The sequence below is a fragment of the Pseudomonas sp. CMR5c genome (genome assembly GCF_003850545.1).
In the GTDB taxonomy this organism is placed as follows: domain Bacteria; phylum Pseudomonadota; class Gammaproteobacteria; order Pseudomonadales; family Pseudomonadaceae; genus Aquipseudomonas; species Aquipseudomonas piscis.
In genome coordinates this window covers 5,235,734-5,260,217 of the sequence record NZ_CP027705.1, presented here as the reverse complement: position 1 = coordinate 5,260,217, position 24,484 = coordinate 5,235,734, and the positions used below count along the sequence as shown (strand labels likewise).

Sequence of the window (24,484 nt, the reverse complement as noted above, 5' to 3'; positions counted from 1 at the left end):
CCCTGCGCCCATACCAGCCAGGATGATCCGCCGTATGTCCAGCACCGACCAGGACCACCTCCCTGACCCCATGCCGGGCGAGGTCGCAGAGTTCATTGCCGCAGCCATCGTCACCGGCGACCTCGAGTTGCCGGATAGCTATCCGACGCTAGGCGAGTGGGCGCGCTTCCAGATCGGCTATCGCTCCCATGGCCTGACCGGCGAAAGCCTTGTCGCCTCTACCTGCGGCGCCTGGCAGCCGGGCTGGTACGTGATCGCCAGGAACTACTTCGACGATCCGTTCTTCATCGATATCCATGAGCAGGCCGCGGGCTTTCCCGTGTACTTTGCCAGGCATGGAGCGGGTCATTGGGAGGCGACGATGATCGCCCCCAGCCTGCAGGGTTTCGCCCAGTTGCTGTCGGCATTGCACGACCTGGCCCCGGCAAGTCCGCAAGCCCTGCACTTGATCGAGAATGAAACCGACCTGGCCCTTGAGCTGTGGCGCGAAGTCCATCGGCAACGCAGCGAGTGCGACCAGCCGGCAGAACCGGATGCCGAGCAGCAAGTGCTGGACCAGAGCCTCTACCAACGCGGCCAATTGCTCGTCACCCACATCGGTCCGCAGAAGATCAAGGTGGTGAAGATTTGCCGCGCCGCGCTCGATGTGCCCCTGGCACAGGCCCTGGCATTGGCGCAGCAGGACGAAATCCTGGTCGGCAGCGGCTTGCGCATACGCCTGCTGGCGCTGCAGGAGCAATTGCAGGCAGCAGGGGCAACGGTGGAGTTCCGGCCCGATGGCGAGCCGGTTCCCTAGGCCGGGTGCGGTGCGGCGACGGGTCTACTTGCCTGGTTTCTTCAGGCTGACCGGCAGGCCCCACACCAGGTCCTCCATGCCTTTCTCACCCAGTACCTGGGTCTTCATCGGCTGGATGCGCGCCAGCACCTGGCGGCCTGTCTCGGAGAGTTTCGGTTGCTCGTGATCGATGAACTTCTGCGTAAACTCCATGGGCGCGGGTCGCATGTAGACCTGGATGTCCCGCAGGGCGCACTTGATGTTTTGCGTGTCCACGGCCTTGCAGGTTTTCGGGTCGTAGTGCACGCCCGGAGTCTTCAGGTGGAAGCGGTCACTGAGCAGGATCTGGCCCGGCTTGATGGTGAAGGCCAGCGGGGCATAGGCGTCGGGTATCTGCGCTTGCAGTTTGATGGACTGGACGTCCTGAATCTTCGTGCCTTCGGTCCAACCGCCCTGGGAGACCTGCTCGCGCTGGGTGTAGTTCTGTTGTGACCAGCTCACGCATTGGCCGGACGCCATGTGCACGGCGCTGCAGACGTTCTGGGAGTAGGTCCTGTCGGCATAGGAGGCATCACGCCAATACTCTTCCTTGACGAACCGGCGATACAGCACGGCGGACAGGTTCACCGCGCCCAAGGGCGTGGCCCCCGGCTGGCCCTTGGGCGCCTTGATGTCGGCCAGGGTGCTGTCGATCTTGTAGTCGATCCCGCCGGACAACAGGTAGGTCCCCGGCGGGATGATGTTGACCTCGAGGAAGTCCCACAGGTAGACGGCGTCCTTGATCTTCTCCAGGTCGTTGTTGGCGAAGGCCTGCATGTAGGCGATGCCGGGCATGTCCTTGTTCTTGAAGATGACCCGGTGCGAATAGCTGGAAAGATCGGTCACGCTCTTGTTGGGCATCAGCGTCGGCACCAGCACCACGGACATGCCTTCGCGGGTGGCCTGGTCGAGCATGTCCAGCAGCTGGTTGGTGGGGTTCTGTTGCGGCGGGCTGGCAGGGCCGCCAATCGATGCGCAGGCGGCCAACAAGCTGGCGGGGGCCAGGATCGCCAAGGAACGCAGGCTTTTTAGAGTTTTCATTGGATGTCCTTATCGGCACTAGGCCATGTCTGGGTACTGGAGTTGCGGCGACCGAAGTTAGTGGATGGGCAGCACCGTGAGTTCCAACCTGCCGTCGACTGGATCACTGTCGAACAGCCTGATCGGCGTTTTCAATAGCACTAAAGCCCTAGGGATGGAAAGCGCAAGGCGCCCTTGTCGTACGGCCTGCCAGCAGGCACCACGGGACAAACAAATCGCCAATTGCCATGGACAGTGAATTTTTTCGGATTCCTGGCTATCTGATGGCATGGAGCCCCGGCCGGTAGAACACTGGTCATCTCGCTGTCAGCTCGTACCTGCCACCATTCGGGCCCGGGGCAAAGGTATGCATGAGCACAGTCCAGCCATAGGGAAACTGCTATGAAGTCGCGCAAGAAAAGGGTCAAGCCGATCGGCTTGAAGGACATCACCATCGTCGACGACGCCAAGATGCGCAAGGCGATCACCGCCGCCGCGCTGGGCAATGCCATGGAGTGGTTCGACTTTGGTGTCTATGGTTTCGTCGCCTATGCGCTGGGCAAGGTGTTCTTCCCCAATGCCAGCCCCAGCGTGCAGATGATCGCCGCCCTGGCGACCTTCTCCGTGCCATTCCTGATCCGGCCCCTGGGCGGGTTGTTCTTCGGGGTCCTGGGCGACCGCTACGGACGGCAGAAGGTCCTGGCGGCGACCATCGTGATCATGTCCCTGAGCACCTTCGCCATCGGCCTGATCCCGTCCTATGCCTCGATCGGCATCTGGGCGCCGATCCTGTTGTTGCTGGCCAAGATGGCCCAGGGCTTTTCCGTGGGCGGGGAGTACACCGGCGCCTCGATCTTCGTCGCCGAATACGCCCCGGACCGCAAGCGCGGGTTCCTCGGCAGCTGGCTGGACTTCGGCTCGATCGCCGGCTTCGTCCTCGGCGCGGGCCTGGTGGTGCTGATCTCCACCATCCTGGGTGAAGAGAAGTTCCTCGAATGGGGCTGGCGCCTGCCGTTCTTCCTGGCCTTGCCACTGGGTCTCATCGGTCTCTACCTGCGCCATGCCCTGGAGGAGACCCCGGCCTTCCAGCAGCATGTCGAGAAGCTCGAGCAAGGTGACCGCGAAGGCCTGGCCTCGGGCCCGGCGGTGTCGTTCAAGGAAGTGGCGACCCAGCACTGGCGCAGCCTGGTGACCTGTGTCGGCGTGGTGGTGGCGACCAACGTCACCTACTACATGCTGCTGACCTACATGCCCAGCTACCTGTCGCACAACCTGCACTACAGCGAAGACCACGGGGTGCTGATCATCATCGCGATCATGGTCGGCATGCTGTTCGTGCAACCGCTGATCGGCTTCATGAGCGACAAGGTCGGACGCCGGCCCTTCATCATCTTCGGCAGCGTCGGCCTGTTCGTGCTGGCCATCCCGGCCTTCATGCTGATCAACAGCGGGGTGCTGGGGGTGATCTTCGCCGGCCTGCTGATCCTGGCCGTTTTGCTCAACTTCTTCATCGGCGTGATGGCCTCCACGTTGCCGGCGATGTTCCCCACGCGCATCCGCTACAGCGCCCTGGCCAGCGCCTTCAACATCTCGGTGCTGATCGCCGGCCTGACCCCGACGATCGCCGCCTGGCTGGTGGAAACCACCCAGAACCTGTACATGCCCGCCTACTACTTGATGGTGATCGCGGTGATCGGCTTGATCACCGGTATTTCTATGCGCGAGACGGCCAACAAGCCATTGCGTGGTGCGGCTCCGGCGGCGGCCGATATCGAGGAGGCTCGGGAGTTGCTGCAAGAGCACCACGACAACATCGAGCAGAAGATCGAAGACATCGATGCGCAGATCGCCGAGCTCGAGGCCAAGCGCAAGAACCTGGTGCAGCAGCATCCGCGGATCGACTAGGACCTGGGGCCCGGCTCGGCGCCGGGCCCACGACTGGACGTCGTGGCCCAGGGGAGTGGCAGGAGGGCGCTTCAGTCGCGGTCGCGGTGGTCGGCGACGCCGCGCATCCAGTAGCCCTTGCTGCGTACCAGGCGGCGCTGGATCGAGCAGGCGTCGGTGAGGTAGTCGCGGACTTCGTTGATCGCCTGGGCTTCGGCGGCGATCCAGAACTGCCCGACCCCCGAAGGCAGCTGGAGCTTGTCGATGCCTTCGAGCAGCAGGTTGGTGGCGTGCGGATGCTCGTCGCGGAACATCCATTCGTAGTTGACCGTGGCCAGGGTGTCCATGGCCTGCAGCTCGTTCATGTTCGCCGCTTCCAGCACCACCACCGCGCGGTCGCCGGGGGCCAGGCTCTCGAGGATGCTCATCACCGCCGGGGTGCCGGTTTCATCGGCGGCCAGCAGTAACCATTCGGCCTCTTCCTGGGGCTGGAAACCACCACGCAATGCCGAGCAGCCGATCCAGTCGCCGACCCGGGCCTGTTCCGCCCAGCGTCCGGCCGGGCCATGGCCATGGCGGACGAAATCGATATCGACGCTGGACGCTTGCCGATCATGCCGGCGGATGCTGTAGGCACGGCTGGCGGGGTTGCCGCCATTGGGCAGGAACAGCTTCAGCCATTGGGCCGGCTGGCACTCCAGGTCGCCACCGAACAGCTCGCCCCTGAAGGTGACGCGCCGTACCAGGGGGGTGAGGTCATGGATGGCGGTGACTTCGATGTCGTACTTCATTTTTTACGCAGGAACATGAATACTCCGGATCTACTTGGCTTTCGCCTTGGGTGAATGAGCCAGCCAGACGATGCTGAGCACGGCGAAGAACAGCCATGCGCTGGCCAGCGAGAAGTCGTTGAGCGCCAACATGTGGGCCTGCCGATCGATGGCCCGGCCCAGCCATTCCAGGGCGCCCTCGGGTGATAGGCCGAGGCTGTCGAGGTTGGCCCGGGCCTGGCCGCTCCAGTGATCGAAAGGGCTCATGCGTTCGGCCAGGTCGACCTGGTGGCCGCGGGCCCGGTGATCCCAGAACGCCGGGCCGAGGGACACGGCGAAGCTGGCGCCGGTCATGCGCAGGGCGTTCTGCAAGCCAAGGGCCGCGGGAATCTTTTCCGGTGGCAGGCGCGACAGCGAAATGGCCACCAGCGGGGTGAACAGGAAGGCCGTGCCGGCGCCCATCAGCACCGAGTTCCAACCGATGAACTGGATGTCCAGGCCGGTCTCGAAGCCCATGCGCCACAACGAGGCGCCGATCCAGCAGATGAAGGCCATGCTCGCCAGCATCCGCGCATCCAGGTGCTGCATCAGCCGCCCGATGAAGGGCGCCAGCACCACCCCGGCGATCCCCAGCGGCGCGGTGGCGATCCCGGCCCAGGTCGCGGTGTAGCCCATCTCCGTCTGCAGCCACAGCGGCACCAGCACCAGCGAGGCGAAGTACAGGGAAAAGCCCAGGGTCACGCACAGGGTGCCGATGGCGTAGTTGCGCTCCTTGAACAGGCGCAGGTCGAGTATCGGATGCTGCTCGGTCAGTTCCCAACTGATCAATGACGCAAAGCCCAGCACCGCCACCACCGCGAGTACGCGGATCGGCGTGGAGGCGAACCAGTCCAGGTCCTGGCCCTTGTCGAGGAGGATCTGCAGCGAACCGACCGCGACCATCAGCAGCAGCAAGCCGACCACATCCACCGGCAGCTTGCGGGTCGGGTTGTCCCGGCCATGCAGGACCTGGCCGAGGGTCAGCAGGATGAATGCCCCGACCGGCACGTTGATGTAGAAGATCCACGGCCAACTGATGTTGTCGGTCAGATAGCCACCCAGGATCGGGCCGCACACCGGCCCGAGGAAGGTGGTCATCGACCACACCACCAGCGCCGAGGTGCGTCGTTCAGGCGGGAAGATCGCCACCAGCAGGGCCTGGGACAACGGGGCCAGGGGGCCGCACACCGCTCCCTGGAAGATCCGGAACAGCAGCAGCGAACCAAGGTTCGGCGCCAGGCCGCAGCACACCGAGGCCAGCACGAACAGGGCGACCGCGGTCATGAACAGCTTGACCTGGCCGAAGCGCTGTACCAGCCAGCCGGTCAAGGGCAGGCCGATGGCCAGGGAAATGCTGAACGAAGTCAGCACCCAGGTGCCCTGGTCGGGGGCCACGCCGAGGTTGCCGGAGATGGTCGGCACCGCGACGTTGGCGATGGTGGTGTCGAGCACCATCATGAAGTTGGCCATGCCGATCGCCAGCGCGCCCAGGAACAGCGTGCCGCCGCTCAGTGGTTCGATGGGACGCTTGGCGATCATCGTTCGTTCCTCGACAGGCTGAGTTTCGACGCTTGCAGGTTCTGCGCGATGATCTGCTCGACCAGCGCCTGGCTACCCTGCTCGAGGTTGTCGTAGACCCCGGTGCTGTCTTGCACCTTGGCTTGCGCGGGCTGTTCCCCGGGTTCACCGAGGATCGCCTTGACGGTCATCGACAGGCCGATGCGCAGTGGGTGGCGCAGCACTTCCTCGCGGTCCAGGGCGATACGCACCGGCACCCGTTGCACCACCTTGATCCAGTTGCCGGTGGCGTTCTGCGCCGGGATGGTGGCGAAGGCGGCGCCGCTGCCGGCCTCGATGCCCTGGATGCGCCCGTGGTACGTCACTTTTTGGCCATACAGGTCGGCGAACAGTTCCACCGCCTGGCCGACCTTGATCTGCCCCAGCTGCGACTCCTTGAAGTTGGCTTCCACCCAGACCTTGTCCAATGGCACCAGCCCCATCAGCACGGTGCCGGGCTCGATGTGCTGGCCCACTTGCACGGCACGCTTGGTGATCAGGCCATCGGCCGGCGCGGGAACCTTGGTCCGGGCCAGGGCCAGGTAGGCCTCGCGTACCCGTTCGGCCGCCGCGCTAACCTGCGGATGATTTTCCACCGTGGTCCCCTGAATCCGTGCCTGCAGGGCCGCCAGCTTGGCCTCGGCGGCGCGCACTCCGGACTGGGCCACCTGCGCCGCTTCCTCGGCGTGGTGCAGGTCTTCGCCGGAGACCCCGCCCTGGGCGATCACCGCGCGTCGCCGCTGCAGGTCCTGGCTGGCGCGGCTGGCCTCGGCCTGGCGCAACTTGACCTGGGCTGCCAGGTCGTTTTCCTCGGCATACAGGCTGTTGACCGCACGCACGGTCAGGGCCAGTTGATGGGTCGCGGCATCCAGGCCCAGGCGGGAGTCGACCGGGTCGATCTCCACCAGGGCGTCGCCGGCCTTCACCGTGTCGGTGTTCTGGATGTGCACTGCAGTAGCGGTGCCGCGGGCCTGGGCCGAGACCAGGATCACGTCGCCGCGCACGTAGGCGTTGTCGGTACTTTCGTAGAGGCGGCCGTAGAGCAGCCACCAGGCACCGGCCACGAGGATCAGGGCCAGGGCCACCAGGGTGATGATCAGGAAGTTCAGGCCACGGCGCGACTTGGCCGGGGTCGGGGTTGGGGAGGCGTCAGTCATGGGAAGTCTCTGCAAGTCGGGTGACGTTCTTGTCGGTTTCGGTCCGGCCGCCCAAGGCACGCAACAGGCCGGCGTGGTTCTGTTGCGCTGCGGTCTTGAGCTGGACCAGTTGCATGCGGGCATCGAGCACCCGGGTCTGGGCATCGAGCACATGCAGGAAGTCGGTGAGGCTCTGGCGGTAGCGCAGGTATTCCAGGTCATAGGCCCGTTCGGCTTCGTCCAGGCCCTGCACGGTCTTCACCCGCTGGCCCTCCAGGGCCCGCAGTTGCGAGAGATAGCGGGCGACGTCGGCCAGGGCATCCACCAGCACCTGGTTGTAGTTCGCCACGGCCTCGGCATAGCCGGCCTGTTGGGCCTGGTACTGGCCGCGCAGGCGGCCGGCATCGAAGATCGGCAGGGTCAGCGCCGGGCCGACGCCGTAGGTGCGGCTGTCGTGGTGGAACAAGTTCTGGAAGCTGAAACTCTGGAATCCGGCGAAGGCCAGCAGGTCGATGTTCGGGTAGAACGCCGCGCGTGCCGCGCCAATGCGCTGGGCCTGGGCTTCGACGCGCCAGCGCTGGGCGATGACGTCCGGGCGGTTGCCCACCAGGTCGGCTGGCAACTGCCCGGGCAATACCACGCTGCGTCGCAGGTCCGTGCCGCGAGGCCGCCATTGTTCGCCCCAGCCCGGTCCCTTGCCGGCCAGGGCCGCCAGGCGCAGTTGATAAACGCGGGTAGCACCCTGCAGCCGGGCCTGCTCGGCCTCGAGCAAAGGGATGGGGCCGCGGGCACGGACCACGTCGACCTGGGTGCCCAATCCGGACTGCAAGCGTTGTTCGCTGATGCGGTAGATGCTGCGCCGCTGCTCCAGGGCCTGGTCGACCACGGTCTGCTGCTCCAGCACGCCGGCCAGGGCGAACCAGGTTTCCACCAGGCTGCCGCTCAGGGCCAGGCGCGCTACCGCGCGGTCGGCCTCGGCGGCCCGCAGGCTACCCACTGCCGCTTCGTTCAACGCGCGGTTCAGGCCCCAGAGGTCGAGGTTGTAGCGACCTTGCAGCAATGCCTGGCCGTCGCTATGCCAGGTGCCGGATTCGCTGGCACTGGTCTTGTAGTGCTCGGAATCCTGACTGCGCAGGATCTGGGTCATGGCCGACAGGCCGGGCCGGGTATTGGCCTGGGCGACGTTGGCCTCGGCCTCGGCCCGGCTGATGCGCGCACTGGCGATCGCCAGACTGGGCGAATTATCCAGGGCCGCGTCGAGCAGGCGATCCAGGTCCGGGTCCTGGAAGGTTCGCCACCACAGGTCGTGGTCGCTGGCCGGTCTCCGGGTGGTGGCCTGGGTGAGGTCCTGGCCGGCCGCGAGAGCGTCGGCGGACAGCAGCTTGGGCGGTTCGGGCGTGTGCCCGGGGCTGATGCAGGCCGGCAGCGTCAGTAGCAGGCCCAGCAGGGTTGCAGACTGGAGCAAACGATAAGGAGCCATCACAACGTCCTTGAACGATTAGGTTGTGACGGGATGCTAGAGAGGCCCAGGTGTATTGAAAATTGCAAATAACGGAGTTTAGATTTGCGCCAAATGCAAACGAGACGCCACGATGAACTTCCCCGACCTCAATCTGCTCTTGACCTTCGACGCGATGCTGCGCGAAGGCAGCGTCACCGGTGCCGCCGAACGCATGAGCCTGAGCATCCCGGCCATGAGCCGGCGCTTGGCCAACCTGCGCGAGACCATGGGCGATCCGCTGTTCGTCCTGGCGGGGCGGCGCCTGGTGCCCACGCCACTGGCCCTGGAGCTGGCGCCCCAGGTCCATGACCTGCTGGAAGACGCGCGCAATGTCCTGGGCAACAAGCAGCAGCTCAACCTGGGCACCATCAAGCGGGTGTTCACCCTGCGCGCCGAGGACGGTTTCACCGGTGCCTGGGCCTTGCGCCTGAGCCAGCGGGTCGCCGAGCAGGCGCCCCATGTCACCCTGCGCTTCATGTCCCAGGGCAACGAGGATGTCGCTGCCCTGCGCGATGGCTTGAGCGATCTGGACATTGGGATCGCCGGGCCGCTGGGCCCCGAGGTGTACAAGCAGCGCTTGTACATCGACAGCTTCGTCGGGGTGGTCAACAACCAGCATCCGCTGGCTCGCCTGGCCCATGTCAGTGCCCAGGACCTGGTGTCCTATCCGCACCTGTCGGTCTCGCGTCGGGGGCGCACCCGCGGGCCGCTGGACCTGGAGCTGGAGAAGATCGGCCTGCAACGCAAGGTACCGCTGGTGGTGCCCGGCTTCCAGGCGGCCATGCAGTTGGCCAGCACCTCGGAGCTGGTGGCGGTGATTCCCCGGCGTTTCGTCGAATGGTCCTTGCCGCTGCTGCCGCTGAGCATCTTCACCCTGCCGGTGGTGACCCCCAGCGGCGAGTTCTCCCAGGCCTGGCACCCACGGGTGAACAACGACCAGGTGCATCGCTGGTTGCGCCAGCAAGTGCAGGAGTGTTCCAGCAGTTGAACGGGGCGGGGCTTGCCGCTGGTTGGTCCTGGCGCTTCGGCAGAGGGCCGATATGGCCCCCGTGCAAGTCGCCAAGAGATTCCGTCAGGGTTTCGGGAAGGGCGCTGGGTTGTCTACCATGGCGCGCCCCTGCCGCTGATCGCGGGGCGCCTGGAATTGGAAGCTTGAGCGGGAGAGTGGCTGCAATGATGTTCGACCATGGAAGGCTGCAGGGCATGCCCAGGGCGCAAGCCGGGTTGTTCTGTCTGCTGGCTGCGGAGCGGCTGGTGCCGGTCTACCGGGCTTTTTCCGAGAAGTACCGTTCGGGCACGGACGTCAATGCCGAGGTCCTGGAGCTGCTGTTCCAGCAGGTCGGTCGCTGGCACGGCTTGCCGTTGCAGGCGCTGCACCAGCGGTTGTACGAGGCGATCCCGGATACCCAGGACTTCAGCGACGAGTTGGCCGACCAGGCTCAGTGCGCGGTGATCGGTACTTGCTACTGCATCGAGTACCTGCTTGCGGGCGAACCTGACAAGGCTCGCTGGGCCGTCGGCAAGGTGCTCGAGGCCATCGATGTGCTGGATGAACCTCTGGAGCAGGAAATCGCCCATGAGCTTGCCTGGTGTTCGAGCTTGCTGGAGCTTCTGGAGTGCCGCGAGCTGGACGATCCGCGCTCGATCGCGCGACTGCGTTGGGACAACCAGCAGCACTGTGTGCCAGTGGTGGCCAGCAATGGCCAATGACCTGCCAGGCCGGATATCGGCGATGACCCTTCGACAGCTCGCGGCAGGTGCCTGGAATGCATGAGCGCAAATTGCACAATCTCCTGGCCCTGGGGCCCGAGGAGCGGCTCGACTATTTCGTGCGCAAGCTGGTGGATTTCGAGCAGGCATGGGGACTCTACGACAGCGGATGGGCCACCTCGGCTTGCGATACTGGCGAGGCCGTGCCCTTCTGGGCCGAGGCCGCGCTGGCCGAGTCTTGCGCCACCGGCGCCTGGGCTGGTTTTAGCGCGCGGCCTATCGCCCTCGACGAGTTTCGTGGCAGATGGTTGCCGGGGTTGCAGGCGGACAACCGCGCCTGCCAGGTATTCCCCGTGCCGACGCATCCAGGAGTATTCATCAGCCCCGATGACCTGGCAGGCTTGATCCACGACGAGCTGGATCAGTATCAGTAAGCCCGGGAGCGAAGAGATTTTATGCAAGCACAAGAGCGCATCCAGCTGTACGTCGTCTTGAAGTCCCTTGATCGACTGGCAAGCCTCCAGTTGCCGCAGCCGCTGACGGTTCCCGGGTTCTGCCGGGACTTTCTCGACCAGGCCTGGATCTGCCTGGGTGGAGGGTCGGCGCCGGACTGCGAAGGCCTGGAAGCGGAGCTAGATGCCGTGGTGGTGGACGAGCAGGATGCCAGTGGCGCCCAGGTACTGGGCAACCTGTACCTGTATGCCTTCTCGGACCTGTTGCTGTACTTCGAGGAGGGGCAGGAGGCGAGCCTGGAGTGTGCCCGGGCATCGATCATCGACCTGCATGATTATCTGGCTGCCCAGGCATTCCTCGAGCAGGCGGGGATCGAGCATGGCATCGCCCTGAGTCCGGCCCAGGAGCGGCAGATCGCGGCAGACCCGGTCTACGCCCGGGAGCGACAGTTGCAGGAGTCCGATCGGGCCCACGCAGGACAGTACAGCGATTGGGCGACCGTGGTCCGTTGAGCCCGGTACTCGCTGTCCACCCGTGTCGATGAACGAGGATATGGGCTGGCCTGTTCGCGCATCCTGTGAATATGAGCAAGTTTGTTTTTACTTATATTTACAGATATCAATTTTCCTGATTGTTAATGTAGCGGGCTCAATAGCCCGTGGTTTTCATTGCAATTCCGACATGTTCGAATAAGTGCTGCGGCGATATGCCGGGGTTTATCGATTTTTTACCAAAATTTAACTTCGATGGGATTCTTATGAGCCCTGATGCAAGTTGCTGGTTGAAGGCCAACGCCAATGAAATAGAGCTTATGGCTGGTCTGGTACGTGCAGTCATACTGCTTTTTGATATCAAGTAGATATTGAATTAATCAGATGTGGAAGTTCGGGCTGGGTTCTGCTGTGCTTCCGGTCGGGTAGTTGCAAGTTGCCGGCTATTGTTTGAAGCCTCGATAAGTCTGCTGCGTGGAGCATGGGACCTCGAGGCCCAATGAATACAAGTTTCTGCATGGTACAAGGCTGGACCATTCGGATTGTTCAATCCTGGAGTTTGGACCATGCCTGGTTTTTCTCGTAGAACCCTGATCAAGTTGAGCCTGCTTGCGGCATCGCCATTGGTGGCTCCAGTCATCGCCAGGGGCGCGCCAGCTCCCGCTGCCAAGAGCGTCCTGGTGATCGGTGCCGGTATTTCCGGACTGGCCGCCGCCAGGATGCTGCACGCGGCCGGTCATCGTGTGACGGTGATCGAGGGCCGTGACCGGGTCGGAGGGCGGATATGGACCAATCGCAGTTGGCGGGATACTCCGGTGGACCTGGGAGCCTCCTGGATCCATGGCGTCGATGGCAACCCGGTCGCCAACCTGGCCCGGCAGTTGGGGATCGAGACCGTGGTGTATGACGTGGAAAAACCTGCGTCGAACCTGGTCTACGACGCCGATGGACGCAAGCTGGGCAGCAAGGAGCTGGAGTGGCTCACGCAACTTCAGGACCAGGCGAACAAGCTCCTCGGGCGCAAAGTGCAAGGCGCCGCGCCGGAGCGCAATGCCCGGGACGAAATGCTGCAGGTACTCGCCGGGTTGGCCGGTACGCAGGCCGAGAAGGCCACGGTCATGGAACTGTTCAGTCGCGAACTGGAGGACGGGCTCGCCGCCGACCCGCAGGACATCGCTGCCTGGGGGTTGCAGGAAGGCAGTGGCTTCGATGGCCATGAAGTGATCTTTCCCAAGGGCTACGGACAACTGGTGGACAGGCTGGCCGAGGGCCTGGAGATTCGCTTCAACCATCGGGTCACCGGCATCCGGCATGACGCATCGGGCGTGCGCGTGGTTACCAGCCATGGCGAACTGGCGGGGGATATCGCGATCGTCACCTTGCCCCTGGGAGTACTCAAGGAAGGCGGAGTCACGTTCTCGCCGGCACTGCCCGTGGCCAAGCGCGGCGCCATCGAGCGCCTGGGCATGGGGGTCTACAACAAGGCGGTGTTCCTGTTCCCGGAAGTGTTCTGGGGCCAGGCCGCGATCATCAGCCAGTTGAATACCGACAAGGGCCTGTGGGCCAACTGGTACCCCTTGAACCACTACGCCAAGAAACCCGTGCTCTGCGCCCTGCATGGCGGCACCCCGGCCCGGTTGCTCGAAGGCATGTCGAACCAGGAGATCCAGGACGACGCCATGGCCCACCTGCGCCAGATGTTCGGCTCCTCGATCCCGCTGCCGAGCGATATGCACATCACTCGCTGGCATGCGGATCCCTTTGCCCGCGGCAGTTATTCCTTTCCCCAGGTCGGGGCGCGACCGTCCGACCGCCGGGATCTTGCGGCCCCGGTCGGCAATACCTTGCTGTTCGCCGGGGAGGCTACCCATCCGGACTACAGCGCGACGGTCCATGGCGCGCTGCTATCGGGTTGGCGCGAGGCGCGTCGGGTGCTGGGCGAGCCGGTCTGAACCTGCCGGCGGCTCAGGGCAGTTCGCCGATTCGTTCGCGCAAGACCCGGGCCAGCTGTCCTGCCTGGGCCTGCTTGTCGGACCAGTCGTCCACCAGTTGCCCCAGGTAGGCACGACGTGCGTACTCCAGGGTGCCGGCCAGTTGTGCCGGAAGCTGCGCGATGGCCCAGCTCGCGGCCTGGGTCTTGTCGAGGAAGTCCCCGGCCTGGGCGGTACGCCACATCCTGGCCAGGGTCAGCAAGACGTTGCGCTCATCTCCGTGCAGTCCCTGTAGCAACGCCGGCAGTGCCCGGGCCATGGCCTGGCGGACCTGCTCCGGGGATGTGTCCGGCAGCCTCCGGGCAGCGTTCGTCACCAGCAGCGCAACGGCCTGGAGCCGGGCCTGGGCCAGCAGCAAGCGGTATTCTGGGTCGGTATGGGGCATGGGCAACTCGCCGTTCTCGAAGTCCGTTCGCAGCCATTCTCCATAGACCAGCTCGGCCCGTGGCGCACAATCCGGTTCGCCCAGGTCGGCCTGGCGAAAGACCAGCAGTTCGAGGCAGCGCGGCCCACCGGCGATGGCCGGGTGCCGTGCCGAAAGGCGCAGCAGTCCGGCGGTCAGGGCCTTGCGTTGCTGCTGGTCCAGGCCCTGTTCGACCGTCGCCAGCAGATCGATGTCGCTCTGTGGCCGCAGGCCCCCGGTGACGGCCGAGCCGTGCAGGTACAGCGCCAGCAGATTGGGGCCGAGTACTTGCTTGAGGAGCGCCAGTGCAGCTTGTAGCTGCGGATCGTTGGTCAAGCAGTGGTGCATGTTCAGTGCGCTCCTGGGGTATCCGCGGCAGGTTCCTCGGCGGCCTGGCAAGCCTGGGCCTTGAGAAAGGCCAGGCAGGTGGCGACCGCGGGGGTGCGTGGCCCGTGGCTGGTTTCGAACAGCACGATGTCACGTTGGATCCGCGGCTTGACGATGGGCAGCCAGGTCAGCTCGTTGCACAGCAGTCCTTCTGCGGTCAGGCGAGGCACGATGCCGACACAGAATCCGGCGCGGATCAGGCTGTACAGGGTTTCGGTGAAGGAGACCCGGTACGCCGCCTTGACGATGACTTCCTGGGCCTTGGGCGAACCCAGCGCCAGGTCGGCGACGCTGCCCAGCAGGAAGTGCGCCACCGGCCGGTTATCGAGCTGGGCCCAGCTCGCGCTACGGGCGGCACATAGCGGATCGTCCTGGCGCACCACCACCACCAGTTCGTCGACCAGCAAGCGGTGCATGGGCAATGCGGCCGTCGCATCGCCGGCACCGATGCCGAAGTCCACCTTGGCGCTGCGCACATCATTGATCAGCGCCCGGGTGGGCAGGTCGATGAAGTCGAAACGCAGGTCGGCATGTTGTCGTTGCAGCTCCTGGAGCTTGGGCAGGATCCGGTGGGCCACCGACGGAACCAGGCCGATGCGGATCGTCTGCTGGCGTTCCTGGCTGATGTGGACCATGTCGGCCACGGCATTGCCCGCGGTGTTCAGCAGGTGCTCGGCGATGGGCAGGATCGCCGCGCCGATCTCCGAGAGGGTGACCTGGTGGCCTTTGCGAATGAACAACTGGGCGCCGATCAGGCGTTCGGTCTCCTTGATCGAGGTGCTCAGGGCGGAGGCGGTCAGGGCCAGTTCCTCGGCGGCCAGGCGAAAGTGCAGGACCCGGCTGAGGGTGGCGAAGTAGTGCAGGTGGCGCAACGACAGGGCAGCGAGCAGGCGCTTGGAGACGCCACTTGTTTCCTTGGAATTCATGGGGGTATTCCTGGCGCGAAGGACTGTCGGAGAGTCTGCCAGTTCATTAATGAAAATCTAATGAACATGCAGAATTAACAACTTTTTCCATTGATTTGCCGGCATATACTCGAAATACCAAGCCGTGGCCACTGGCCCGCCAAGGCCTGCTGGATGACAGAACAACAATAATGATCAGAGGGGCGCTCGACCATGATTCAAGATCCTGTGCTGGGTGATTTCCTGCGGCGTATTCCCAAGACCGACTTGCATATCCACCTGCTGGGCGCCATTCGCCCGGACACTCTCGCGGCCCTGGGGCGCAAGCATGGCCTGTCTTTGCCCACCGGGGACGCTCGGCAGATCTACCAGTACCGGGACTTTCCGGGCTTTTTGAAGCTCCTGCGCCTGGCCGGGCAGTGCCTGGTGGACCGGGAGGATTTTGCCCGGGTGGCCTACGAACTGTTGGAAGACGCCCAGCGCAAGGGCAATTGCCGACACCTGGAGCTGTCGTTCAACCCCACGGTGTTCCTCGATAACCAGGTGCGCTATCCCGTGGTGGTGGATGGCCTGGTCGATGGCATGCACGCCGCCCGGCGCGATTTCGCCATTTCCAGCTTGCTGGTTCCCTGTATCGACCGCGAACGTCCGGCAGGCGTGGCCCGGGCCATGGTCGAGCAAGTGCTGGGGCATCGACGTGACGAAGTGGCCGGCATCGGCATGGACTTCGCCGAGGGCAAGGGCCCGCCGCAACGGTTCATCGAGGCCTACCAGCTGGCTGCGCGCCATGGCCTGCGGCGCACTGCCCATGTCTGCGAGGACAACCAGCCCCTGGCGCTGGCACCGCCCACTCACCTGCGGACCTGCATCGAGGCCCTGGCCTGCGATCGTGTCGACCATGGCTACAACCTGCTGGCCGACCCGGAAGTGGTAATCGCGGCGCGGGAGCAGGGCATCGCCTTCAACGTCACCGTGTGCACCGCCAAGAAAAGCAACCTGGGCAACCGCATGGACGCGATCAAGCTGATGCACGATGCCGGCCTGCGCCTGAACATCGGCACCGACGATCCCTATCTGCACCACACCGACCTCGAGCATTCCTGGACCAAGCTGTTCAGCCACTGCGGCTGGGGCATCCACCAGGCTCGCCAACTGGCCCTGGCCGGGGTCGATGCCTGTTGGCTGGACGCTGGCGCCAAGCGGACGTTGCACCAGGAGTTCTCCCGGGAAATCGACCGGCTCACCGTCCAGGTCTGGCCACGGATCAAGCCGTCCTACATCGGTGAGCGGGCCGCCTAGTCCAGGCTGTCGCGACGCTTGGGAGTCATTGTGATGAGCCATGCCAAGACCCGGCACCTGCGCCGCTCGCAGTGGACGGCGGTGGTGCTGCTGATGCTGATGGGCATCGTCAATTATTTCGACAGAAGCACGGTGGCGATCGCCAACCATTTGTTGAGCGCCGACCTGTCGCTGTCCGCCACGCAGATGGGCTGGATCTTCTCGGCCTTCTCCTGGGCCTATGCCTTTGCGCAGTTGCCCAGCGGTGCCCTGGTGGATCGCAAGGGCGCGCGGCTGGTGCTCGGTTGGGCCCTGGCGGCATGGTCGGCCGCCCAGGCGGTCTGTGGCCTGGCCACCTCGATGTTGCAGTTGCTGGTGGCGCGGGTCTGCCTGGGCATTGGTGAGTCACCGCAATACACCGGCGGGGTCAAGGTGATCAGCGACTGGTTCCCGGTGAGCGAGCGCGGCCTGCCCACCGGCGCGTTCCTGGCTTCCACCACCCTGGGCTCGATGATCGCGCCGCCGCTCTTGACCGGCCTGATGCTGGCTTTCGGCTGGCGTGGGATGTTCGTCATCATGGGCCTGGTGGGGGGCTTGCTGGCGCTGGTGTGGCTGGTGTTGTACCGCGATCGCCAGCCAACGCAGTGCGCCTGCGCAGACCTGGACTGTTTCCAGGTCGCCAGCACGGCCGATACCCCTGCGTCCCAGGCCAGCTTCGCCGACTGGAAGGGGCTGTTCCGGCACCGCACCACCTGGGGCATCGCCCTGGGTTTCATCGGCGTCATGTACATGGTGCTGCTGACCCTGGCGTGGCTGCCCGGTTACCTGGCCGGCGAACGCCAGCTGAGCGTGGCGGGTACCGGCTGGGCACTGACCATTCCTTATCTGTTCGCGACCCTGGGCATGTTCAGCAGCGGGTGGCTGGCCGATCGACTGATCGCTGCCGGGGCCAGGCCGATCGCCAGCAGGAAGCTGCCGTTGATCGTCGGGCTACTGGGCGGTGCCTTGTTCAGCGTGCCCTCGGTGTTCGTGGATAGCATCGTCGCCTGCATCGCCTACCTCTCGCTGGCGATGTTCTTCGTCAACCTGGCCGGAGGCTCTGCCTGGGGGCTGGTGAGCGTGGCCGCACCGCGCCAGCTCGTGGCCTCGCTGGGCAGCATCCAGAACCTCGTCGGCTTTTTCGGCGGCTCCTTCGCCCCCGTGGTGAGCGGCTGGATCATCGACCGTACTCATTCCATTGCCCTGGCTTTCGTCTTGGCGGCCTGCGTGGCCTGCGTGGCGGCCCTGGCCTACTACACCCTGGTCCACCAGCCGATCGGTGGCGAGGGCGAACCCGCAAGTGCTGGATCCGAAGTGACAATAAAAACAGGAGGCTGACCCGATGCTACCGACCACCATTACCCACGACTTCGTCAAAGGCTTGCCGAAAGCTGAATTGCACCTGCACCTGGAAGGGACGCTGGAGCCCGAGTTGAAGCTGGCCCTGGCGCAGCGCAACCGGATCGATATCGGCCAGGGCACCATCGAGGAGATCAAGCGCAGCTACAGGTTCGATTCGCTGTCGTCGTTCCTGCAGGTGTACTACCCGGCGATGAACGTCCTGCAGCAGGAGGAGGACTTCTACCAACTGGCCATGGCCTACCTGCACAAGGCCCGGGAACACAATGTCCGCTATGTCGAGCTGTTCTTCGATCCCCAGGCCCACACCAGCCGTGGCATCGCTTTCGCGACCGTGATCGACGGCTATCACCGGGCCGTCCGCGAGAGCCCAGCCCTTGGCGTGGAAAGCGCCCTGGTCATGTGCTTTTTGCGGGACATGTCCGCGCAATCGGCCGCCGATACCCTGGAACAGGCCCTGCCGTACCGCGAGCAGATCCTGGGCATCGGCCTGGATTCCGACGAGAACGGCAACCCGCCGGGGAAATTCAAGGAGGTCTTCGAAAAGGCCAGGCAGGCGGGTTTCCACCTGACCATGCATTGCGACATCGACCAGCACAATTCCATCGGCAACATTCGCCAGGCCTTGTTGGATATCCAGGTCGATCGCCTGGATCACGGCACCAACATCGTCGAGGACCAGGAACTGGTGGCGTATGTGCGGGACAAGGGCATCGGCCTGACCTGCTGCCCGGTGTCCAATGGTTTCGTCGGCGACATGAAGGGCAACGAGATCCTGCAATTGCTGCGGGCCGGGGTGAAGGTCACGGTCAATTCCGATGATCCGGCGTACTTCCAGAGCTATGTGTCCGACGACATGTTCGCCCTGGCGCAGAGCTACTCGATGACCCCCGCCGAGATGGTGCAACTGGCGCGCAATTCCTTCGAGGTCAGCTGGTTGCCGGACGACAGGAAAGCTGCGTACCTGCGGCAAATCACCGATTACGTGGACGCCTGTTAGGGGGGAGGGTGGCCTGGCGCCGATCATCCGGGGCGCCGGGACTGCGTTCTCGGGCCTGTTGATCAGTCGCCGTCAGCCGCTGTGCGCTTGCCGCCGCGGTAGGCGCCGGGTGGCAGGCCGGTCCATTGCTTGAAGGCGCGCTGGAAAGCGCTGGGTTCGGAATAGCCGAGCAACTGCGCCAGGTCCGCGACGCTCATCGAACCGCGCACCAGCAGGCTGCAAGCGAGGTCGCGCCGCAGGTCATCGCGGATGCCAAGGAAGCTGGTGCCCAGATCCGCCAGCTTGCGCGCCAGGGTTTGCCGCGACATGCCCAGGGCCTCGGCGGCTTGGGGTTCAGAGAGGCCGGCAAAGGGGTCGGCGGCACTGAGCAAGCCGCGCAGATGGGCTTCGAAGCTGGCCGCCGGGCCGGGGGAGAGCAGGGTTTGCAGCAAGTGACGGGCAAAACGCGCGGCCTCCTCGGGGCGCCGCAGGAGTGGCGCTCGCAGGCTCGCCGCGGGCAGCTCCAGCAGGGCCTGCGTGCCGCACAGGGGTTGGCGCCCGAACAGGAAGCGGGTTTGGGCGGCGAAGCCGGCGAGGGCCTCGGGCAGGATCACCTGGCGCAGCGGCAGGGTCTGGCCCGCCAGCCAGCTGCCGGTGTGCCAGAGGGCGAGCAACAGCATGTGCGGCCACAAGGTGGAATCGGCCTGGACCGCGGTCCGTGGGGTCAGTACCAGGCGGGCGCTCTTGTGGTCCTTTTCCAGGTGCCAGGGCAGCGAGTCGTCGAACAGCCGATAGAAGCGTGCCGCTTCGTCGAAGGCATCGGCCAGGGTCGGCAGGTGCACCAGTAGCCGCAACAATTGCGCGAAGCTGCCCGGGGGCACCGGGCGGGCGAAGAAACCGAAGGCCTCGTCATGGCCGCTACCCACCGCCAGGCGACTCAAGGCCCGGTAGTGCCGTGGGGCGATGCGTTGCCCGTCACGCAGCACTTGCGCCGACAAGCCGCTGCGCTGCAACAGCGCAGCCAGGGCCGGTGGCTCGAGGCGTAGCTGGGCCAGCATTTCGCGGGCGAAGCGCGCGGGGATGGTCGGGGCAACGATCCAGTCGGTCATGTCAGTTGAGGCAAAGCGTCATTGGCGATGGCTCCTCTAGTCTTGCACATTGATGCGACCTACCACCCGGGAGTGCAGCGATGACTGACAAGACCTTGCCCGAGCAGCATGACTTCATGAGCAGCGGCTATGCCAGAACCTATCCCTCGACCGCCGGCACCCAGGAGCCCGTGCCGGCGCAGCGCCTGGACTCGCTCCTGGAGGATCTGCTGCGCGATGGTTTCGTGGTGCTCGAACGATTGTTCGATGAGCAGCAGGTTACCCGCATGCGCGAACAACTGCTGGCGCAGTTGTCGCCTCATACCGGTCGCAATGCCTTCGAAGGCTTGCGGACCCAGCGCCTGTACGCGGTGATCGCCAAGACCCTGGCCTGCAACCCGCTGGTGGAGCATCCCCTGGTGCTGGGCCTGCTGGATCGAATACTGGCGCCCAATTACCTGCTTTCCCAGCTGCAGGCCATCAATATCCTCCCGGGGGAGGTCGCCCAGAGCCTGCACTACGACGATGCCTTCTATCCCATGGCTCGCCCGCGTCCGCCCTATGGCGCGGCGACGGTGATGGCCATCGACGATTTCACCGAGCAGAACGGCGCGACCCTGGTGATTCCCGGCAGCCACCTGTGGGATGCGCGCCTGCCCACTGCGGCCGAGCGTGCAGCGGCGCGGCCAGTGGTGATGCCCAGGGGATCGCTGGTGTTGTTCCTCGGTACTCTCTGGCATGGCGGTGGGGCCAATCGCAGCACGGCCCCGCGCCTGGCCTTGACCGCGCAGTACTGCGAACCCTGGGCGCGCCAGCAGGAGAACTTCAGCCTGTCCATTCCCCGCCATACCGTGCGCCAGTGCAGCGAACATATCCAGCGCCTGCTGGGGTATTCGATCCATGCGCCGTTCATGGGCATGGTCAACGGCATGCACCCCAAGCGGGTCCTGGAAGAGTCTTCCGAGCAAGGCATCGACTGAGGTTCGAGCGTGCCTTGCCAGCCAGGGCACGCAGCTTTCGCGCACCGGGCCAGCTGGGGGGCTTGGCCGTCAGTCGGCTCGGGTGGTGAAGGGCAGGCACCGGGCAGAATAAGCTTTTGAATACCCGGGATATTCTGTAGCCTTGCGCGGCTCCAACGTTGTCCGTGCCTGATGCATCCACTCTCCCGGCGGGGCCCTGAGCGGTCCGGAGCCGGTGGTATACTCGACTTTCGCGCCCAAGCGCCTGCAGGTCTTGCGAACATGACGCAAATTTCCGAACGCCTTCTGGTTCAAGCCCACCTCGATGCCAAGCAACCCGTGCCGTTGAGTGCCGAGCAAGAAGCCTATTTCCGTACCGCCATCGCGGCTGAGCTCAAGGCCCAGGACGCGGTGCTGGTTGCCCACTTCTATTGCGATCCGGTGATCCAGGCCCTGGCCGAAGAGACCGGTGGCTGTGTTTCCGACTCCCTGGAAATGGCCCGCTTCGGCAATGCCCATCCGGCCAAGACCGTGGTGGTGGCCGGAGTGCGTTTCATGGGCGAGACGGCGAAGATCCTCAACCCCGAAAAACGCGTGCTCATGCCGACCCTGGAAGCCACCTGCTCCCTGGACCTGGGGTGCCCGGTGGATGAGTTCTCGGCATTCTGCGACCAGCATCCCGAGCGCACCGTGGTGGTCTATGCCAACACCTCCGCGGCGGTGAAGGCCCGGGCCGACTGGGTGGTGACTTCCAGCTGTGCCCTGGAGATCGTCGAGAGCCTGATGGACAACGGCGAGAAGATCATCTGGGGGCCCGACAAGCACCTGGGCACCTACATCCAGCGCCAGACCGGTGCCGACATGCTGTTGTGGGACGGTGCCTGCATCGTCCACGAAGAGTTCAAGTCCAAGCAGTTGGAAGACATGCGGGTGCTGTATCCGGATGCGGCGATCCTGGTGCATCCGGAGTCGCCAAGCTCGGTGATCGAACTGGCCGATGCGGTGGGTTCCACCAGTCAGCTGATCGCTGCGGCGCAGCGCTTGCCGAACAAGACCTTCATCGTCGCCACCGACCGCGGCATCTTCTACAAGATGCAGCAGCTGTGCCCGGACAAGGTGTTCATCGAGGCCCCTACTGCCGGCAACGGCGCGGCCTGCCGCAGTTGTGCCCACTGTCCGTGGATGGCCATGAACACCCTGGAGCGTACCCTGCATTGCCTGCAGCAGGGCAGCAACGAGATCCATGTGGACCCGGCGCTGATCCCCAACGCCATCCGCCCGCTCAAGCGCATGCTGGATTTCACCCAGGCCGCGCGGATGAAGCTGGCCGGCAACGCCTGAAGCTTGTCCCGGCAAAAAAAACGCCCCGATCTGTCGGGGCGTTTTTCATTGGGGGCGGATCATTTCTTCCGCTTGGGGATGCGCACCAACTGGGTGTTGGAATAGATGTCGTGCCAGCTGCGTTTCTGCTTGTCCAGCAGCACCCAGAAAAAGCCCAGGCCGGCACACAGCCAGGAGGCGATGGATACCATGAAGCGCAGCAGCGCCTGCCACAGGCTGATACGGCTGCCGTCGGCGTTCTGCACCCGAATGCCCCAGACCTGCATGCCCAGGGTCTGGCCGGAGTGGGTCCAGAACTTGGCGAAGAAACCGAACAGCACGAACAGCAGGACCGTGGAGTACAACGGGTCGCCATCTAGGGCCCCGGACTCGGTCAGGGCGCGCATCTTGGCTTCGCCAATGATCTGCATCTGGATCAGCTTGTAGATGCCGCCCGTGACGATCAGCAGGGCGACACATAGCAGGAAGTCATAGAACATCGCTGCCAGGCGACGGCCCAGGCCGGCGGCGGGGAATTCGCCCTGGGGGCTTAGCAGGTGTTTGGGCATGACAGGCTCTCGTCTGGAAAAAAGAAGCCATTTTACGGATTTGCGCGCACAAAAAAGCCCCTGATGTCAGCATCAGGGGCTTTTTCGTTGCAGACGATTAAGCTTCTGCTTGTACTTCGTCAGCCTGCATGCCTTTCTGGCCTTGCACAGCGATGAAGGTCACTTTCTGGCCTTCTTTCAGGCTCTTGAAGCCGTTACCTTGAATGGCGCGGAAGTGTACGAACAGATCCGGACCGCTCTCTGGAGTGATAAAACCAAAACCTTTCTCGTCGTTAAACCACTTGACGGTACCGCTCTGACGTTGGGACATTTCTTATTTCCTTTGACGCTAAAAAATTAATGACAGTCTCTTCCTTGGGGAAGAGTACTGGGCTGGGTTGCAGGAAAGTAAGAGACGTCGAACGGGTGTAGCAAACTTGTTAGCTACTGCCCAGGTCACGATTCCAAGCGACCCATGCAAACACAGTGGGGAGACTCTACGCCAACTACGGGAGAAAAAACAAGCCCCGCGAAGCCCCGGTTTTACACAGCTTGCCGAGGTTTGGCGGAACTAGCGTGCACGGCTTATTCGATAGAGTTGTTCAATTGTTTTCGAGCGTTATAAGTGCCTTTCAGTATCGAAAATATGCACTGTTTTATGGCGGTTGCGTTACAGATTAGTGCACTTCTAACGCAACCGCGTTACTTATAGAAACAGTCGTTTAGCCGCGGTAGTAGCGTTGGGGCACGAATGGCATTTTGCTTACAAGCATTGGCACCTTTTTCCCACGAACTATTGCGCAAACCTGCGTGTCGAGCGCCGTGTACCGGATATCCAGGTAACCCATGGCCAGCGGGCCGCCCAGGGTCGGGCCGAAACCGCCGCTGCAGACGCTGCCGATGATGTTGTCGTCGGCATCGACGATTTCCGCACCTTCGCGAACCGGCGTGCGTTCCTGGGGCAGCAGGCCGACACGCTTGCGCGCCACGCCCTCTTGCTGCTGGGCGAAGATCACTTCGGCACCGGGGAAGCCACCCGCCCGCGGACCATCGGCTCGACGGGCCTTGGAGATGGCCCAGAGCAGGCTGGCCTGGATCGGCGTGGTCTGTTCGTTCATGTCATGGCCATAGAGGCACAGACCGGCTTCCAGGCGCAGCGAATCGCGGGCGCCGAGGCCGATCGGGGCCACTTCCGGTTCCGCCAGCAGGGCGCGGGCGATCTTCTCGGCCTGGGCCGTCGGGATCGAGATCTCGAAGCCGTCTTCGCCGGTGTAGCCTGAACGGCTGACGAAGCAGTCGACGCCCAGCAGCGTCACCGGCTTGAACTGCATGAAGGTCATCTGCGCCACTTGCGGCGCCAGGCGCGCCAGCACGCTGACTGCCGCCGGGCCTTGCAGGGCCAGCAGGGCACGCTCCTCGAACAGCGGCTGGATCTCGCACTGCTCGCCAATGTGCCGGCGCAGGTGGGCCAGGTCCTGGTCCTTGCAGGCGGCGTTGACCACCAGGAACAGTTGCTCGTCGCCCAGGTTGGCCACCATCAGGTCGTCGAGAATGCCGCCTTGTTCATTGGTGAACATGGCGTAGCGCTGCATGCCCACCGGCAGGTCGATGATGTCCACCGGCACCAGGGTCTCCAGGGCCTTGGCGGCGTTGGCGCCGCGCAGCAGGATCTGGCCCATGTGGGACACATCGAACAGCCCGGCCTGCTCGCGGCTGTGCTGGTGTTCCTTCATCACGCCCAATGGGTACTGCACCGGCATGTCGTAGCCGGCGAACGGCACCATGCGCGCGCCGAGTTCCAGGTGCAGGCTGTGCAATGGGGTTTTCAACAGTGTTTCGGTGGACATGGCGAC

The 24,484-nt window shown here is 64.2% G+C and carries 23 protein-coding genes; 12 read left to right on the top strand and 11 right to left on the bottom strand.

Features of this window, described 5'->3' with window-relative positions; all coding sequences use genetic code 11:
- Nucleotides 1–34: 34 nt before the first annotated feature.
- Nucleotides 35–796: a hypothetical protein gene (locus C4K40_RS32030; protein WP_053131505.1), complete on the top strand. Its 762-nt coding sequence runs from the start codon at nt 35–37 to the stop codon at nt 794–796.
- 24 nt (nt 797–820) lie between these two features.
- Here the strand turns inward: C4K40_RS32030 and C4K40_RS24095 are convergent, their stop codons facing one another.
- On the bottom strand, nt 821–1,855 hold the full coding sequence (locus tag C4K40_RS24095) for a hypothetical protein (RefSeq protein ID WP_053131503.1): 1,035 nt from the start codon (nt 1,853–1,855) through the stop codon (nt 821–823).
- Between the two features lie 381 nt (nt 1,856–2,236).
- Here C4K40_RS24095 and proP point away from each other — a divergent pair, with 381 nt between their 5' ends.
- Nucleotides 2,237–3,739: a glycine betaine/L-proline transporter ProP gene (proP, locus tag C4K40_RS24090; RefSeq protein ID WP_022640485.1), complete on the top strand. Its 1,503-nt coding sequence runs from the start codon at nt 2,237–2,239 to the stop codon at nt 3,737–3,739.
- A 71-nt stretch (nt 3,740–3,810) separates the two neighbouring features.
- Here the strand turns inward: proP and C4K40_RS24085 are convergent, their stop codons facing one another.
- Genes C4K40_RS24085 through C4K40_RS24070 form a run of 4 tightly spaced genes read right to left on the bottom strand, consistent with a single transcriptional unit; the run spans nt 3,811 to nt 8,700 of the window.
- Complete coding sequence (locus C4K40_RS24085) at nt 3,811–4,509, bottom strand: siderophore-interacting protein (protein ID WP_124421360.1); 699 nt, start codon at nt 4,507–4,509, stop codon at nt 3,811–3,813.
- Nucleotides 4,510–4,539: 30 nt separating this feature from the next.
- On the bottom strand, nt 4,540–6,066 hold the full coding sequence (locus C4K40_RS24080) for a DHA2 family efflux MFS transporter permease subunit (RefSeq protein ID WP_053131497.1): 1,527 nt from the start codon (nt 6,064–6,066) through the stop codon (nt 4,540–4,542).
- A complete protein-coding gene (locus C4K40_RS24075) occupies nt 6,063–7,241 on the bottom strand; it encodes an HlyD family efflux transporter periplasmic adaptor subunit (RefSeq protein WP_053131494.1) in 1,179 nt (392 codons plus the stop codon). The genes C4K40_RS24080 and C4K40_RS24075 overlap by 4 nt, the downstream gene beginning before the upstream one ends.
- Nucleotides 7,234–8,700 (bottom strand): efflux transporter outer membrane subunit, encoded by a 1,467-nt coding sequence (locus C4K40_RS24070; protein ID WP_053131491.1) that lies wholly within the window; start codon nt 8,698–8,700, stop codon nt 7,234–7,236. The genes C4K40_RS24075 and C4K40_RS24070 overlap by 8 nt, the downstream gene beginning before the upstream one ends.
- 112 nt (nt 8,701–8,812) lie before the next feature.
- On the opposite strand from C4K40_RS24070, the gene C4K40_RS24065 reads away from it, so the two are divergent.
- From C4K40_RS24065 to C4K40_RS24045, 5 genes are all read left to right on the top strand, one after another.
- Complete coding sequence (locus C4K40_RS24065) at nt 8,813–9,709, top strand: LysR family transcriptional regulator (protein WP_053131488.1); 897 nt, start codon at nt 8,813–8,815, stop codon at nt 9,707–9,709.
- A gap of 215 nt (nt 9,710–9,924) precedes the next feature.
- Nucleotides 9,925–10,431, top strand: coding sequence for a hypothetical protein (locus tag C4K40_RS24060; protein ID WP_124421359.1), 507 nt, complete (start codon nt 9,925–9,927; stop codon nt 10,429–10,431).
- 56 nt (nt 10,432–10,487) lie between these two features.
- A complete protein-coding gene (locus C4K40_RS24055) occupies nt 10,488–10,865 on the top strand; it encodes a DUF2750 domain-containing protein (RefSeq protein ID WP_053131483.1) in 378 nt (125 codons plus the stop codon).
- Nucleotides 10,866–10,886: 21 nt separating this feature from the next.
- Nucleotides 10,887–11,396, top strand: coding sequence for a hypothetical protein (locus C4K40_RS24050; protein ID WP_053131480.1), 510 nt, complete (start codon nt 10,887–10,889; stop codon nt 11,394–11,396).
- 545 nt (nt 11,397–11,941) lie between these two features.
- A complete protein-coding gene (locus C4K40_RS24045) occupies nt 11,942–13,327 on the top strand; it encodes an NAD(P)/FAD-dependent oxidoreductase (RefSeq protein ID WP_053131477.1) in 1,386 nt (461 codons plus the stop codon).
- A gap of 13 nt (nt 13,328–13,340) precedes the next feature.
- On the opposite strand, the gene C4K40_RS24040 is transcribed toward C4K40_RS24045, so the two are convergent.
- Both C4K40_RS24040 and C4K40_RS24035 read right to left on the bottom strand, forming a co-directional pair.
- Nucleotides 13,341–14,117: an aminoglycoside adenylyltransferase domain-containing protein gene (locus C4K40_RS24040; RefSeq protein ID WP_053131474.1), complete on the bottom strand. Its 777-nt coding sequence runs from the start codon at nt 14,115–14,117 to the stop codon at nt 13,341–13,343.
- A 2-nt stretch (nt 14,118–14,119) separates the two neighbouring features.
- Complete coding sequence (locus C4K40_RS24035; RefSeq protein ID WP_022640473.1) at nt 14,120–15,082, bottom strand: LysR family transcriptional regulator; 963 nt, start codon at nt 15,080–15,082, stop codon at nt 14,120–14,122.
- Between the two features lie 192 nt (nt 15,083–15,274).
- Between C4K40_RS24035 and C4K40_RS24030 the strand changes: the two genes are divergently transcribed.
- The 3 genes from C4K40_RS24030 to add are packed head-to-tail and all read left to right on the top strand — an operon-like array spanning nt 15,275 to nt 18,737.
- Nucleotides 15,275–16,360: a hypothetical protein gene (locus C4K40_RS24030; protein WP_053131471.1), complete on the top strand. Its 1,086-nt coding sequence runs from the start codon at nt 15,275–15,277 to the stop codon at nt 16,358–16,360.
- 33 nt (nt 16,361–16,393) lie between these two features.
- A complete protein-coding gene (locus tag C4K40_RS24025) occupies nt 16,394–17,716 on the top strand; it encodes an MFS transporter (RefSeq protein WP_053131468.1) in 1,323 nt (440 codons plus the stop codon).
- A 4-nt stretch (nt 17,717–17,720) separates the two neighbouring features.
- Nucleotides 17,721–18,737, top strand: a complete 1,017-nt coding sequence (gene add, locus C4K40_RS24020) for an adenosine deaminase (RefSeq protein WP_022640470.1) — start codon at nt 17,721–17,723, stop codon at nt 18,735–18,737.
- A 62-nt stretch (nt 18,738–18,799) separates the two neighbouring features.
- Here add and C4K40_RS24015 read toward each other — a convergent pair whose 3' ends face one another.
- Nucleotides 18,800–19,825 (bottom strand): AraC family transcriptional regulator, encoded by a 1,026-nt coding sequence (locus C4K40_RS24015; RefSeq protein ID WP_053131465.1) that lies wholly within the window; start codon nt 19,823–19,825, stop codon nt 18,800–18,802.
- An 80-nt stretch (nt 19,826–19,905) separates the two neighbouring features.
- On the opposite strand from C4K40_RS24015, the gene C4K40_RS24010 reads away from it, so the two are divergent.
- Nucleotides 19,906–20,784 (top strand): phytanoyl-CoA dioxygenase family protein, encoded by an 879-nt coding sequence (locus C4K40_RS24010; protein ID WP_022640468.1) that lies wholly within the window; start codon nt 19,906–19,908, stop codon nt 20,782–20,784.
- 261 nt (nt 20,785–21,045) lie between these two features.
- Nucleotides 21,046–22,104, top strand: coding sequence for a quinolinate synthase NadA (gene nadA / locus C4K40_RS24005; RefSeq protein ID WP_053131462.1), 1,059 nt, complete (start codon nt 21,046–21,048; stop codon nt 22,102–22,104).
- 59 nt (nt 22,105–22,163) lie between these two features.
- Here the strand turns inward: nadA and C4K40_RS24000 are convergent, their stop codons facing one another.
- The 3 genes from C4K40_RS24000 to gcvT all read right to left on the bottom strand — a co-directional run bounded on the left by C4K40_RS24000 (nt 22,164) and on the right by gcvT (nt 24,478).
- Nucleotides 22,164–22,652, bottom strand: a complete 489-nt coding sequence (locus C4K40_RS24000) for an RDD family protein (protein WP_022640467.1) — start codon at nt 22,650–22,652, stop codon at nt 22,164–22,166.
- Nucleotides 22,653–22,749: 97 nt separating this feature from the next.
- Entirely contained in the window at nt 22,750–22,962 is a 213-nt protein-coding gene (locus C4K40_RS23995; protein ID WP_007977299.1) for a cold-shock protein, read from the bottom strand.
- A gap of 391 nt (nt 22,963–23,353) precedes the next feature.
- Entirely contained in the window at nt 23,354–24,478 is a 1,125-nt protein-coding gene (gene gcvT, locus C4K40_RS23990; protein WP_053131459.1) for a glycine cleavage system aminomethyltransferase GcvT, read from the bottom strand.
- Nucleotides 24,479–24,484 lie beyond the last annotated feature (6 nt).

Excerpts from the sequence above, each read along its gene's own strand:
- C4K40_RS32030 (WP_053131505.1), top strand. The coding sequence starts at position 35 with ATGTCCAGCACCGACCAGGACCACCTCCCTGACCCCATGCCGGGCGAG.
- C4K40_RS24095 (WP_053131503.1), bottom strand. The coding sequence starts at position 1,855 with ATGAAAACTCTAAAAAGCCTGCGTTCCTTGGCGATCCTGGCCCCCGCC.
- proP (WP_022640485.1), top strand. The coding sequence starts at position 2,237 with ATGAAGTCGCGCAAGAAAAGGGTCAAGCCGATCGGCTTGAAGGACATC.
- C4K40_RS24085 (WP_124421360.1), bottom strand. The coding sequence starts at position 4,509 with ATGAAGTACGACATCGAAGTCACCGCCATCCATGACCTCACCCCCCTG.
- C4K40_RS24080 (WP_053131497.1), bottom strand. The coding sequence starts at position 6,066 with ATGATCGCCAAGCGTCCCATCGAACCACTGAGCGGCGGCACGCTGTTC.
- C4K40_RS24075 (WP_053131494.1), bottom strand. The coding sequence starts at position 7,241 with ATGACTGACGCCTCCCCAACCCCGACCCCGGCCAAGTCGCGCCGTGGC.
- C4K40_RS24070 (WP_053131491.1), bottom strand. The coding sequence starts at position 8,700 with ATGGCTCCTTATCGTTTGCTCCAGTCTGCAACCCTGCTGGGCCTGCTA.
- C4K40_RS24065 (WP_053131488.1), top strand. The coding sequence starts at position 8,813 with ATGAACTTCCCCGACCTCAATCTGCTCTTGACCTTCGACGCGATGCTG.
- C4K40_RS24060 (WP_124421359.1), top strand. The coding sequence starts at position 9,925 with ATGCCCAGGGCGCAAGCCGGGTTGTTCTGTCTGCTGGCTGCGGAGCGG.
- C4K40_RS24055 (WP_053131483.1), top strand. The coding sequence starts at position 10,488 with ATGCATGAGCGCAAATTGCACAATCTCCTGGCCCTGGGGCCCGAGGAG.
- C4K40_RS24050 (WP_053131480.1), top strand. The coding sequence starts at position 10,887 with ATGCAAGCACAAGAGCGCATCCAGCTGTACGTCGTCTTGAAGTCCCTT.
- C4K40_RS24045 (WP_053131477.1), top strand. The coding sequence starts at position 11,942 with ATGCCTGGTTTTTCTCGTAGAACCCTGATCAAGTTGAGCCTGCTTGCG.
- C4K40_RS24040 (WP_053131474.1), bottom strand. The coding sequence starts at position 14,117 with ATGCACCACTGCTTGACCAACGATCCGCAGCTACAAGCTGCACTGGCG.
- C4K40_RS24035 (WP_022640473.1), bottom strand. The coding sequence starts at position 15,082 with ATGAATTCCAAGGAAACAAGTGGCGTCTCCAAGCGCCTGCTCGCTGCC.
- C4K40_RS24030 (WP_053131471.1), top strand. The coding sequence starts at position 15,275 with ATGATTCAAGATCCTGTGCTGGGTGATTTCCTGCGGCGTATTCCCAAG.
- C4K40_RS24025 (WP_053131468.1), top strand. The coding sequence starts at position 16,394 with ATGAGCCATGCCAAGACCCGGCACCTGCGCCGCTCGCAGTGGACGGCG.
- add (WP_022640470.1), top strand. The coding sequence starts at position 17,721 with ATGCTACCGACCACCATTACCCACGACTTCGTCAAAGGCTTGCCGAAA.
- C4K40_RS24015 (WP_053131465.1), bottom strand. The coding sequence starts at position 19,825 with ATGACCGACTGGATCGTTGCCCCGACCATCCCCGCGCGCTTCGCCCGC.
- C4K40_RS24010 (WP_022640468.1), top strand. The coding sequence starts at position 19,906 with ATGACTGACAAGACCTTGCCCGAGCAGCATGACTTCATGAGCAGCGGC.
- nadA (WP_053131462.1), top strand. The coding sequence starts at position 21,046 with ATGACGCAAATTTCCGAACGCCTTCTGGTTCAAGCCCACCTCGATGCC.
- C4K40_RS24000 (WP_022640467.1), bottom strand. The coding sequence starts at position 22,652 with ATGCCCAAACACCTGCTAAGCCCCCAGGGCGAATTCCCCGCCGCCGGC.
- C4K40_RS23995 (WP_007977299.1), bottom strand. The coding sequence starts at position 22,962 with ATGTCCCAACGTCAGAGCGGTACCGTCAAGTGGTTTAACGACGAGAAA.
- gcvT (WP_053131459.1), bottom strand. The coding sequence starts at position 24,478 with ATGTCCACCGAAACACTGTTGAAAACCCCATTGCACAGCCTGCACCTG.